At 73.1% G+C, this 11,783-nt stretch carries 9 protein-coding genes; 6 read left to right on the plus strand and 3 right to left on the minus strand.

The window, feature by feature from the left end:
* Window positions 1-329 precede the first annotated feature (329 nt).
* Window positions 330-1,529: an aminotransferase-like domain-containing protein gene (locus ACYVGN_RS09235; RefSeq protein WP_460790289.1), complete on the minus strand. Its 1,200-nt coding sequence runs from the start codon at window positions 1,527-1,529 to the stop codon at window positions 330-332.
* A gap of 93 nt (window positions 1,530-1,622) precedes the next feature.
* On the opposite strand from ACYVGN_RS09235, the gene ACYVGN_RS09240 reads away from it, so the two are divergent.
* The 4 genes from ACYVGN_RS09240 (at window position 1,623) to ACYVGN_RS09255 (ending at window position 6,942) form a co-directional block, all read left to right on the plus strand.
* Window positions 1,623-3,833, plus strand: coding sequence for an NADP-dependent isocitrate dehydrogenase (locus ACYVGN_RS09240; RefSeq protein ID WP_460790290.1), 2,211 nt, complete (start codon window positions 1,623-1,625; stop codon window positions 3,831-3,833).
* Window positions 3,834-3,908: 75 nt separating this feature from the next.
* The gene (locus tag ACYVGN_RS09245; RefSeq protein WP_460790292.1) at window positions 3,909-4,850 is read left to right on the plus strand and encodes an NADP-dependent oxidoreductase; all 942 of its coding nucleotides are present in this window, start codon (window positions 3,909-3,911) and stop codon (window positions 4,848-4,850) included.
* Window positions 4,851-4,937: 87 nt separating this feature from the next.
* Complete coding sequence (locus ACYVGN_RS09250; RefSeq protein WP_460790294.1) at window positions 4,938-5,951, plus strand: Gfo/Idh/MocA family protein; 1,014 nt, start codon at window positions 4,938-4,940, stop codon at window positions 5,949-5,951.
* A gap of 25 nt (window positions 5,952-5,976) precedes the next feature.
* A complete protein-coding gene (locus tag ACYVGN_RS09255; RefSeq protein ID WP_055990099.1) occupies window positions 5,977-6,942 on the plus strand; it encodes an NYN domain-containing protein in 966 nt (321 codons plus the stop codon).
* A gap of 18 nt (window positions 6,943-6,960) precedes the next feature.
* Here ACYVGN_RS09255 and ACYVGN_RS09260 read toward each other — a convergent pair whose 3' ends face one another.
* The gene (locus ACYVGN_RS09260) at window positions 6,961-7,923 is read right to left on the minus strand and encodes an acetylxylan esterase (protein WP_460790296.1); all 963 of its coding nucleotides are present in this window, start codon (window positions 7,921-7,923) and stop codon (window positions 6,961-6,963) included.
* A 139-nt stretch (window positions 7,924-8,062) separates the two neighbouring features.
* Between ACYVGN_RS09260 and ACYVGN_RS09265 the strand changes: the two genes are divergently transcribed.
* On the plus strand, window positions 8,063-9,094 hold the full coding sequence (locus tag ACYVGN_RS09265; RefSeq protein WP_460790298.1) for a LacI family DNA-binding transcriptional regulator: 1,032 nt from the start codon (window positions 8,063-8,065) through the stop codon (window positions 9,092-9,094).
* A gap of 31 nt (window positions 9,095-9,125) precedes the next feature.
* A complete protein-coding gene (locus ACYVGN_RS09270; RefSeq protein WP_460790300.1) occupies window positions 9,126-10,565 on the plus strand; it encodes an aldehyde dehydrogenase (NADP(+)) in 1,440 nt (479 codons plus the stop codon).
* A gap of 10 nt (window positions 10,566-10,575) precedes the next feature.
* On the opposite strand, the gene ACYVGN_RS09275 is transcribed toward ACYVGN_RS09270, so the two are convergent.
* Window positions 10,576-11,757, minus strand: coding sequence for an ROK family transcriptional regulator (locus ACYVGN_RS09275; RefSeq protein WP_460790302.1), 1,182 nt, complete (start codon window positions 11,755-11,757; stop codon window positions 10,576-10,578).
* Window positions 11,758-11,783: the final 26 nt, after the last annotated feature.

Consider the following 11,783-nt stretch of genomic DNA (forward strand, 5'->3'; position numbering starts at 1 on the left):
AGCTCCACTCTGCCGGGAGGTTCTCGTCACATCAGGGAAGCCAGATCAAACAACGTCCCTGGGCAGTACACCTAGGGCGCCGGCGAGCGCGCCGGCGAGGGCGAGCGCCTGAGCGCGACTGCGGATGCGGGTGCGGGTCGATCGGGCGGCGATGGGATTCAACGGCGGATCCTCGGGTCATCGGCATCGCACAGCTCCGTGCGACGCGCCGAAAAAGGTTGGAAGCGACCATAAGTCGCACCCGAAGACCGGATCAATCGCGATGATCGAACGATCACGAGGTCTATCGTGCTACCGATATCCCACGGGTCGGCGACCCCGCGCGACCCTCAGCCGAGCGCGCGGATCGCCTCCCCGAGCCGGCGCGCGCCCTCCGCGAGACGGTGCTCGGGCTCGAAGCTGTACGCGAGCCGCAGCGTGTCCGCGCGGCTCCCGTCGGCCATGAACTCGCTGCCGGGGACGTAGACCACGCGGGCGTCGATCGCGGCGTCGAGCAGGCCGTCGACGGGCGTCCCGGGCGGCAGCGTGACGACCGTGAAGAACCCGCCGTGCGGCCGCGTCCACGTCGTGCCCGCGGGCATGTGCTCGTCGAGGGCCGCCATGAGCGCGTCGCGGCGCGCGTGGTAGACGTCGGCGCTGCGGCGCACGTGCCCGCGCCAGTCGGTCTCCGTGATGAACCGCTGGGCCAGCACCTGCCCGACCACGGACGCGTGGATGGTCATGGCCTCGACCGCGAGCTGCACGCGCCCCCGCAGCTCGGGCGGCGCCGCGAGCCAGCCGACCCGCACGCCGGGCGAGAAGATCTTCGAGAACGACCCCAGGTAGACCACGTTCTCCGGATCGCGCGCATACAGCGGCAGCCGGTGCTCGTCGTCGAACGCGAGCATCCCGTACGGGTTGTCCTCGACGATCAGGATGCCCTCGCGACGGCAGAGCTCCACGACCGCCTCGCGCCGCGCGGCGCTCATCGACGCGCCGGACGGGTTGCCGAACGTCGGCACCGTGTAGAGGAACGGGATGCGCGACCCGGTCGCCCGGACGCGCGCGATCGTCGCCTCGAGCGCGTCCGGGAGCATGCCGTGCTCGTCGATCTCCACCTGCGCCACGCGAGCCTCGAGCCCGCCGAACACCGACAGCGCGCCCACGTACGTCGGCGCCTCCGCGATCACGGTGTCGCCCGGGTCCGCGAGCAGCGTCGTGACCACCTGCAGGCCCATCTGCGAGCCGGCGGTCACCTGGATCCGGTCGTGCGCGGCGTCGACGCCCTCGGCCCGCATGACCTCGCGGATCGCCTCGATCGTTCCGTCCAGCCCCTGGGCCGGCTGGTACTGCAGCGCGTCGGGGCCCGCGCCGCGGATCATCCCGGCCGCGAGCTCGGCCACCTGCTCGCGCGGCAGCACGGAGAGGTCCGGGCTGCCGCCGGCCAGGGAGATCATCCCCGGGCGCATCGCGATGTCGAACACGGAGCGGACGCCGGACGGCCGGAAGCGCGCCGCGCGGGCCGCGTAGGCGAGGGGGTGGGAGGTCATCGGACTCGATGCTCTCACGCGCTCGGGTATCTTCATATCGAGAGAGTCGACGGCTCGACGTCGATGTCCTGCGATCCCTGGAGCCTCATCCGCATGTCCAAGATCATCTACACGCACACCGACGAGGCGCCGCTCCTGGCGACGTACTCGCTGCTCCCCATCGTCGCGGGATACGCGGCCAAGGCGGGCATCGACATCGAGACCCGCGACATCTCGCTCGCCGGCCGCATCCTGGCTCAGTTCCCCGAGCGTCTCACCGAGGAGCAGCGCATCGGCGACGCCCTCGCGGAGCTCGGCGAGCTGGCCAACGACCCGTCGGCCAACATCATCAAGCTGCCCAACATCTCGGCCTCCGTGCCGCAGCTCGAGGCGGCCATCGCCGAGCTGCAGGCGCTCGGCTACGACGTCCCGGACTACCCGGCGAACCCGGAGACCGACGAGGAGCGGGACTTCGCCGCGCGCTACGACAAGGTCAAGGGCTCGGCCGTGAACCCGGTCCTGCGCCAGGGCAACTCGGACCGCCGTGCGCCCGCGTCGGTCAAGGCGTACGCCAAGGCCCACCCGCACTCGATGGGCGACTGGAGCGCCGACTCGAAGACCGCGGTCGCGACGATGGGCCACGACGACTTCTTCTCCAACGAGAAGTCGGTCGTGATCCCCTCCGACGACACGCTGCGCATCGAGCACGTCGCGACGGACGGCACCGTGACCGAGCTCAAGGGCGACCTCAAGGTGCTCGCGGGCGAGGTCGTCGACGCCACCTTCATGAGCGCCAAGGCGCTCGACGCGTTCCTCGCCGAGCAGGTCGAGCGCGCCAAGGCCGACGGCGTGCTGTTCTCGGTGCACCTCAAGGCCACCATGATGAAGGTCAGCGACCCCATCCTGTTCGGCCACGTGGTCAAGGCGTACTTCAAGCCCGTGTTCGAGAAGTACGGCGACGACCTCGCGGCCGCCGAGCTGTCACCCAACGACGGCCTGGGCGCGATCTTCGCCGGCCTGGACGCGCTGCCCAACGGGGCCGAGATCAAGGCCGCGTTCGAGGCCGCCATGAACGAGGGCCCCGCGCTCGCCATGGTGAACTCCGACAAGGGCATCACCAACCTGCACGTGCCGAGCGACGTGATCGTCGACGCCTCGATGCCCGCCATGATCCGCATCGGCGGCCACATGTGGGGCCCCGACGGCAAGGAGGCCGACACCCTCGCTGTCATCCCCGACTCGTCCTACGCCGGCATCTACCAGGCCGTGATCGACGACTGCAAGACCAACGGCAAGCTGGACCCCGCCACGATGGGCACCGTTCCCAACGTCGGCCTCATGGCGCAGGCCGCCGAGGAGTACGGCTCGCACGACAAGACGTTCGAGATCCCGGCGCCCGGCACCGTCCGCATCGTGAACTCGGCCGGCGACGTCCTGCTCGCGCACGAGGTCGAGGCCGGCGATATCTGGCGCGCCTGCCAGACCAAGGACGCCGCGATCCGCGACTGGGTGAAGCTCGCCGTGACGCGCGCCCGCCTGTCGAGCACCCCCGCCGTGTTCTGGCTCGACGCGAACCGCGCGCACGACGCCAACCTGATCGTGAAGCTCGAGCAGTACCTGCCCGAGCACGACACCGAGGGCCTCGAGCTGCACGTGATGGCGCCCGCCGAGGCGACGCTGTTCTCGCTCGCGCGCATCCGCCAGGGCCTGGACACCATCTCGGTGACGGGCAACGTGCTGCGCGACTACAACACCGACCTGTTCCCGATCCTCGAGGTCGGCACGTCGGCCAAGATGCTCTCGATCGTGCCGCTCATGGCGGGCGGCGGGCTGTTCGAGACGGGCGCGGGCGGCTCGGCCCCCAAGCACGTCCAGCAGCTGGTCGAGGAGGACTACCTGCGCTGGGACTCGCTCGGCGAGTTCTTCGCGCTCGCGGCCTCGTTCGAGCACCTCGCGCAGACCACCGACAACGCCAAGGCCCAGGTGCTCGCCGACACGCTCGACCGCGCGACCGGGACGTTCCTCGACCAGGACCGCTCGCCGGGCCGCAAGATCGGCACGATCGACAACCGCGGCTCGCACTTCTACCTGGCCCTGTACTGGGCCCAGGAGCTCGCGAAGCAGACGCAGGACGCCGAGCTGGCCGCCGCGTTCGCGCCGCTGGCGGAGAAGCTGACGGCCGAGGAGAAGACGATCGTCGACGAGCTGATCGCCGTGCAGGGGCAGCCGGTGGACATCGGGGGCTACTACCGCCCCGACGCCGAGAAGACCTCGGCCGTGATGCGCCCGTCGGCCACGTTCAACGCCGCGATCGACGCACTCTGACACGTCGCGCACGACGGCCCCGGCTCCTCCACGAGGACCGGGGCCGTCCCGCGTCCACGGCGATAGCCTGACGGTATGGCGAAGGCGATCCAGTACACCGAGTTCGGCGGCCCCGAGGTCCTCACCCTCAACGAGATCCCGGATCCGGAGCCGGGTCCCGGGCAGGTCGTGATCCGCGTCGAGGCGGCCGGTGTGAACCCGATCGACTGGAAGCTGCGCGAGCGGATCCGCCCCTCGGCGGACATCACCAAGCCGCGCGGCACGGGCACCGACGGCGCGGGGCACATCCTGGCCGTGGGCGAGGACGTCGAGGGCTTCCGGCCCGGCGACCCCGTGGTCTTCACCGGGAAGATGGGCGCCTACGCGACCGCCCTCGCGGTGCCCGCCGAGAAGGTGTTCGCGCGCCCGGTCGGCGTCTCGGCGGCCGTCGGCGCCGCGCTCGGCACGCCCGTCGGCACCGCGTACCAGGCGCTGCGCTCGCTCGCGGTCCGCGCCGACGACACCCTTCTGATCCACGGCGCCTCCGGCGCGGTCGGCCAGGCCGCGATCCAGTTCGCCGTGCTCGCCGGCGCCCGCGTGCTCGGCACGACGAGCGACGCGCGCGCCGAGCGCGTGGCCGGCCTCGGGGCCGAGCCGATCGCCTACGGCGAGGGGCTCGTCGAGCGCGTGCGCTCCGCCGCTCCTGAGGGCGTCACGGTGATCCTCGACTGCGCGGGTACCGATGAGGCCCTGGACGCCTCGCTGGAGCTGCTCACGGACCGCGACCGCATCGCGACCATCGTGCGCGGTGCGGATGCGGCGGGCCTCGGGATCCGCGCCTTCAGCGGCGGCTCGCCCGAGCCGCTCACCCCGCGGCAGGAGGCGTGGCGCCTGGAGGCCATCCCGGTCTGCCTCGCGCTGCTCGCGGCCGGTCGCTTCTCGGTCGAGCTCGGCGAGCGCTACCCGCTCGAGCGTGCCGCCGACGCCCAGCGGGACAGCCGCGCGGGCGCGCCCGGCAAGCTCCTCGTGATCCCCTGACTGCGTGGGGTGCTCCGCGTCGGCGGGTGCGCCTAGGCTCGAACGTGATGCGTCGCCTGCTGCGACGCGACCGAGCGAAGGAGCGAAGTGACCGATTCGACATCCGGACTGCGCTGGGGGATCCTCGCCACGGGCGGCATCGCGCACGCGTTCGCCTCGGACCTGCGCACCGCGGGCCTCGACCTCGCGGCCGTCGGCTCGCGCTCGCAGGCCTCCGCCGACGCGTTCGCCGCGCACTTCGGGATCGCCCGCGCCCACGGCTCGTACGAGGACCTCGCGGCCGACCCCGACATCGACATCGTGTACGTGTCCACGCCGCACCCGATGCACGCCGAGAACGCCCGCCTCGTGCTCGAGGCGGGCAAGCACGCGCTGGTCGAGAAGCCGTTCACCGTGACCCGGCGGGAGGCCGAGGAGCTGCGGGATCTCGCGGCGAGCCGCGGGCTGCTGGTGATGGAGGCGATGTGGACGCGCTATCTGCCGCACATGGCGCGCGTGCGCGAGATCATCGACGCCGGCACCCTGGGTGAGGTCCGCACGGTGTTCGCGGACCACACGCAGAGCCTGCCGGTTGATCCGTCGCACCGCATCAACGCGCTGAGCCTGGGCGGCGGCGCGCTGCTCGACCTCGGCATCTACCCGATCTCGTTCGTGTGGGACATCCTGGGCGAGCCGGCGGCCGTGCAGGCCGCCGCTCGTCTGGCCGACACGGGCGCCGACGCCGAGGTCGCCACGCTCATGACCCACGCCTCGGGCGCCGTGTCCACGACCGTCTCGTCCTCGCGCGCCGTGGGTCCGAACACGGCGCACATCGTGGGCACCGAGGCGCGCATCGACATCGACCGCGTCTGGTACACCCCCACGTCGTTCACCGTCACCACGCCCGACGGCACCGTGACCGAGCGCTACGAATCGCACGTCGAGGGCCGCGGCATGCAGTACCAGGCGCTCGCGGCCGAGCGGTTCGTAGCCGAGGGCCTGCTGCAGGGCGACGAGCTGCCGATCGACGAGTCCGTCGCGATCATGGGCGCGCTCGACGAGATCCGCCGCCAGATCGGTGTGCAGTATCCCTTCGAGGTCGCGGCCCCCGCCGCACGCTGACCTCCCCTCTTCCGGAACAGGACCCATGGCCGACTCCCCCGACGCCCGCGTGGCGGTCTACCTCGACTTCGACAACATCGTGATGAGCTGGTACGACCGCGTCCACGGGCGCAACTCGTACAGCCGCGACCGCCAGCGGATCGCCGAGAACCCCACCGACCCCGAGATCGCCGAGCGCCTGGCGCTCGCCACCATCGACGTGGGAGCGGTCATCGACTACGCCGCCTCGTTCGGCACGCTCGTGCTGACCCGGGCGTACGCCGACTGGTCGTCGCCCGTCAACGCGATCTACCGCTCGCAGCTGGTCGGCCGCGCCGTGGATCTCGTGCAGCTGTTCCCGGCCGCCGCGTACGCCAAGAACGGCGCCGACATCCGGCTCGCGGTCGACGTGGTCGAGGACATGTTCCGCCTGCCCGACCTCACCCACGTCGTGATCGTCGCGGGCGACTCGGACTACGTGCCGCTCGCCCAGCGCTGCAAGCGGCTCGGGCGCTACGTGATCGGGCTCGGCGTGGCCGGCTCGACCGCGAAGTCGCTGGCCGCGGCATGCGACCAGTTCGAGGCCTATGACACCCTGCCGGGCGTCACGCTGCCCGAGAAGCCCAAGCCCGCGGCGGCCGCCAAGCCCGAGCCCGAGCCGGCCGCCGAGGAGACTCCGGCGAAGCAGCGCAGCCGTCGCGCGTCACGCGCCAAGCAACAGCCTCCGGCGGAGGAGGACACGCTCGTCCCCTTCGACGAGATCCCGCCCGAGGACCTGCACGCGGCGGCGACCCGCCTCCTCGAGCGCGCGCTGCGTCTGGGGCGCGATCAGGGCGACGACGCCGAGTGGCTGCACACGTCGGCGGTCAAGCAGCACATGCGCCGCATGGACCCCTCCTTCAGCGAGAAGGCGCTCGGCTTCCGCTCCTTCACGGACTTCGTGAAGTCGCGGGAGGGCCTGGCCGAGGTGCAGGAGAGCGGCCACGAGCGCCTGGTGCGTCTGAAGGACTGAGCCCCCGGTTCAGCCGGCTCAGCGCAGTCGGTCCGCGAGCCAGTCGAGCTGCGCGCGGCGCTGGAACGCACCGCCGCCCTCGTGGTCGTTGAACGGATAGACCTCGATCCGCCGGTCCTCGCCGCCCCAGGCGTTGTACGCTGCGAACACGGTGGACGGCGGGCAGATCACGTCCATCAGCGCCACCGAGAACAGTGTCGGCATGGCAGCCCTGCGGGCCATGTTCACGCCGTCGAAGTAGCTCAGGGTGCGGTAGACCCGCTCGACTCGGCCGCGGTGCCCGGCCAGGTACTCCCCGATCTCCTTGTACGGGCGGGCGTCGGTGATCGTCGTCGCGCGCGCGAAGTGGCACAGGAACGGCACATCGGGCATGGCGCCGGCCACGTCGTCGGCGAGCGCCGCCGCGGCGATCGAGATGCCGCCGCCCTGGCTGCCGCCGGTCACGAACAGCGGGATCCCCGGAGCAAGCGCCCGCGCGGTGTCCACGGCGCGCACGGCGTCGGCGTACACGCGGCGGTAGTAGTACGTCGCGGGATCCTCGATGCCCTGGGTCATCACTCCGGGCACCGCCGACCCGGTGCCGTGCGGATCGGCGGTGTCGCCCGAGCGCCAGTGGCCCCAGCCCTGGCCGCGGGTGTCGACGACGAGGTGGGCGTACCCCGCGAGCGGCCAGGTCGCGACCTCGTGCGCGAGGCCCCGGCCCCCGCTGTAGCCGATGAACTCGACGACGACAGCGCGGGGCTGCCGCCCGGCCGGGACGTGCCACCACGCCCGGATGGGGTCGCCGGCGTAGCCCGAGAACGTCACGTCGCTCGTGTCGACGACCTCCAGGGCGTTGTCGACCTGTTCGACCCTTGCGTCCCACGCGGCCGCTCTGGTCTCCGCGAGCGTTTCCGCCCAGAACGCCTCGAAATCGTCGGGGCAGGCGACATCGGGCGCATACGCGCGCAGGTCGTCGAGCGGCAGGTCGTACAGGGCCATCGATGGAGTCCTTCCGTCGCGGCGTCGATGCCGCGTCCGGGATGACACTAGCGCGAATGAGACGTTTCATGCTGCGATGCGGGGGCGCGTCCGGCGCGGGGCGCGCCGCGCGGTAACGTCGTGCCGCAGGGAGGGAACCATGGGTGTCAGCATCCGCGACGTCGCGACGTGCGCCGGCGTCTCGGTCGGGACCGTGTCGAACGTGCTCAACCGACCGCAGTCGGTCCCTGACGCCACCGTGGAGCGCGTGCGCGCGGCGATCGACGCCCTCGGCTACGTGCGCAACGACGCCGCGCGGCAGCTCCGCGCCGGGCGCTCGCACACCGTGGGGATGGTCGTGCTGGACGCCCGCAACCCGTTCTTCACGGATCTCGCGCGCGGTGCCGACGACGTCGCGACGGAGCGCGGGCTGTCGGTGCTGATCGGCAACAGCGACGAACGGCCGGAGCGCGAAGGCCGCCTGCTGGCCCACTTCGAGGAGCTGCGCGCCCACGGGATCCTGCTCTCGCCGATCGCCGAGGACCTCCCGCGCCTGCGCGCGCTCCGCAGCCGCGGGATCGCCGTCGTGCTGGTGGATCGCACGGAAGCCGGGAGCGGGTTCTCATCGGTCGCCGTGGACGACATCCGCGGCGGCGCCCTCGCGGCACGGCACCTGCTCGAGGGCGGACGGCGCCGGATCGCGTTCGTCGGCGGCCCGGCCACGGTGGGCCACGTCGCCGATCGCATCGAGGGGACGCGCGCCGCGATCTCCGCGACGCCGGGCGCGACGCTCGAGATCGTCCCGGTGGCCACGCTCACCGTCGCGGAGGGCCGTGAGGCCGGCGAGCGCATCGCCGCCCGCTCGCGGCAGGAGCGGGCGGACGCGATCTTCGCGGCCAACGACCTGGTGGCGCTCGGCGTGCTGCAGGCGCTCACCGCCGCGGGGGTCTCCGTACCCGACGAGATCGCGCTGATCGGCTACGACGACATCGACTTCGCGGCCTCGGCCGCCGTGCCGCTGTCCTCCATCCGGCAGCCGAGCCGCACGATGGGAGCCACCGCACTGTCGATCCTGATCGAGGAGGCGGCGGACCCTTCGCTCGCGCCGCGGAACGTGGTGTTCGAACCGGAGCTCGTCGTGCGGGCCTCGACCGCGGGTCGGCGCGCCCCGGCCGGCCCGGTCTGCGGTTGACTGGAGCAGTCCGTCCCCGAAAGGACCCCTCATGACCGACACCGCCGTCGAAGAGGTCGACCGGATCGCTCGCGCCGCGCGCGACGCATTCCGCATCACGCTCGCCGCCGACGATCGCACGCGCGCCGCCTGGGTGCGCGCCGTGGCGGACGCGCTCGACGCCGACGCCGACACGCTCGTCGAGCTCGCGGCGCGGGAGACCGCGCTGCCCACGTCGCCGCGCCTCGCCGGCGAGGTGGCGCGGACCACCGCGCAGCTGCGGCTGTTCGCCCGGGTCGTCGAGGAGGGCTCGTACCTCGAGGCGGCGATCGACCATCCGGATCCGTCCACCACTCCCCCGACGCCCGACCTCCGGCGCGTGCTGCGGCCGATCGGGCCCGTGGCGGTGTTCGCGGCGTCGAACTTCCCGTTCGCGTTCTCGGTCGCGGGCGGCGACACCGCCTCCGCGCTCGCGATCGGCTGCCCGGTGGTCGTCAAAGCGCATCCGGGCCATCCCGAGACGTCGCGGCGGACCGCAGAGGTGGTCTCCGCGGCCCTCGCCGCCGCCGGCGCACCGGACGGCGTCTTCGCGCTGGTCGAGGGCTTCGAGGCCGGGCTGGCGCTCGTGGACCATCCCGCGATCCGCGCGGTCGGTTTCACCGGATCCGTGCGCGGCGGGCGCGCGCTCTTCGACCGCGCCGCGGCGCGACCCGATCCCATCCCGTTCTACGGCGAGCTCGGCTCGCTCAACCCGGTCGTGGTCACTCCGGGCGCCGACGCCGCGCGCGGCGCCGCGCTGGCGGAGGGCCTGGCCGGGTCGTTCCAGCTCGGCGCTGGCCAGTTCTGCACCAAGCCGGGCGTGGTGCTCCTGCCACACGGTTCGACCCTCGAGGCCGCTCTGCCTGCGCACCTCGCGCCCCAGCCGCGGCTGCTCACGCCCGCGATCGCCGAGGGCTTCGCGGCGGGCGCCGAGCGCGTCTCGAACCTGGACGGCGTCGAGGTCGTGGCGACCGGCGAGGCCGGCGACGGTCCGGCCCCGCTCGTGGCGGCGACCGATGCGCCGACCCTGCTGCGCCACGCCGACGAGCTGCTCGAGGAGGTGTTCGGCCCGTTCACGCTGCTGGTCCGCTGCGCCGACGAGGCCGAGCGCGACGCCGTGCTGGACGCCATGCCGGGCAGCCTCAGCGCCACCGTGCACCGCGAGCCCGGCGAGGACGTCGGCGCGCTCGTGGGCCGCCTCGAGGAGCTCGCCGGCCGCGTGCTGTTCGCCGGCTGGCCGACGGGCGTCGCGGTGAGCTGGGCGCAGCAGCACGGAGGCCCGTGGCCGTCCAGCACGTCGCAGTTCACGTCGGTCGGCGCGACCGCCGTGCGCCGCTTCCAGCGCCCGGTGACCTACCAGGACGCCCCGGCCGAGCTCCTGCCCGCGGCCCTCCGCGACGACAACCCGCTCGGCATCCCCCGCCGCGTCGACGGCCGCCTCGTGCTGCCCTGACGGGCCGTCCTCAGGAGGAGGAAGCCGGCAGGCCGAGCGGGTCGGCGAGCAGCGGCTCCAGCGCCGCCTCCGCCGCGCCGATCAGCAGGCGGTCGGCGCCGAGCGCGGCCGCGCGGATCTCCAGGTCCTCGGCCGGGGCGGCGAGCATGTGCGCGCGGACCTGGTCGAGGAGCCCCTCCGGGTCGTGATCGTGCAGGATCGCGAGGAATCCGCCGAGCACGATCACCGAGGGGTTGAGCACGTTCGCCGCGTTCGCGAGGCTCGGGGCGAGGATGCGGCGCTGCCGCTCGAGCTCGTCGGCCACGGCCGGGTCGGACGACGCGGCGAGCGCGCGCGCCAGCTCGTCGTCGTCTGCCGCACCCAGCCCGAGGGCGCCCAGCAGCCGCGCGCGGTTGACCTCGTCCTCGAGCACGCCGTCGTCCGTGCGGCGGTCGGCCGGGTCCAGGATGCTCGGACGGTTCTGGCCCCACTCCCCGGCGTAGCCGCGGGCGCCGCCGATCGCGGTGCCGTGCAGGATCAGCCCGCCGCCGATGCCCGAGGCGCCGCCGTTGAGGTACACGACGTCGGCGTGATCCCGCGCGGCGCCGAACAGCTTCTCCGCCCGCGCGCCGAGCGACGCGTCGTTGCCGACCGAGAACGCCAGCCCGGTGGCCGAGCGGAGCGGGCCCGCGACGTCCACGTCGCGCCATCCGAGGTGCGGCGCCAGGCGGACGGTGCCGTCGGCCGCGCGCACGAGACCGGGCACGGCCACGCCGCCCCCGACGATCCGGCAGCCGCGCAGCTCCGAGCCGCGCCAGCCGTCGACGACCCTCGCCACGGCCGCGGCCACGTCGTCCACGCGGACGTCGCCGGACACCTCCTCGCGCACCCGCGCGCGGACCCGCCCGCCGAGGGTCACGGCGCCGACCTCCAGCGCGTCCACCTCGGGGTTCACGGCGATCGCCACGACGTCCTCGCTGGCGGCGACGATCGGCGAGGGACGCCCCACGCGCCGGGTCGGATCGGGATCGCGCTCCTCCACGAGGCCGGCGGCCACGAGCGTCGTGACCAGGTCGGAGACCGTGGAGCGGTTCAGCCCCGTCTCCGCGGTGATCACGGCGCGCGAGCGCGGCCCCTCATGGTGCACGAGGCGCAGCACCTCGCCGAGGTTGGTGCGCCGCACCCCCTCGACGCTCGTCGTCAGCGGTCGCATCCCTGCCCTCGCACGTGTCGGTCCGT

This window comes from Microbacterium lacusdiani, assembly GCF_054779895.1.

Excerpts from the sequence above, each read along its gene's own strand:
- ACYVGN_RS09235 (WP_460790289.1), bottom strand. The coding sequence starts at position 1,529 with ATGACCTCCCACCCCCTCGCCTACGCGGCCCGCGCGGCGCGCTTCCGG.
- ACYVGN_RS09240 (WP_460790290.1), top strand. The coding sequence starts at position 1,623 with ATGTCCAAGATCATCTACACGCACACCGACGAGGCGCCGCTCCTGGCG.
- ACYVGN_RS09245 (WP_460790292.1), top strand. The coding sequence starts at position 3,909 with ATGGCGAAGGCGATCCAGTACACCGAGTTCGGCGGCCCCGAGGTCCTC.
- ACYVGN_RS09255 (WP_055990099.1), top strand. The coding sequence starts at position 5,977 with ATGGCCGACTCCCCCGACGCCCGCGTGGCGGTCTACCTCGACTTCGAC.
- ACYVGN_RS09260 (WP_460790296.1), bottom strand. The coding sequence starts at position 7,923 with ATGGCCCTGTACGACCTGCCGCTCGACGACCTGCGCGCGTATGCGCCC.
- ACYVGN_RS09265 (WP_460790298.1), top strand. The coding sequence starts at position 8,063 with ATGGGTGTCAGCATCCGCGACGTCGCGACGTGCGCCGGCGTCTCGGTC.
- ACYVGN_RS09270 (WP_460790300.1), top strand. The coding sequence starts at position 9,126 with ATGACCGACACCGCCGTCGAAGAGGTCGACCGGATCGCTCGCGCCGCG.
- ACYVGN_RS09275 (WP_460790302.1), bottom strand. The coding sequence starts at position 11,757 with ATGCGACCGCTGACGACGAGCGTCGAGGGGGTGCGGCGCACCAACCTC.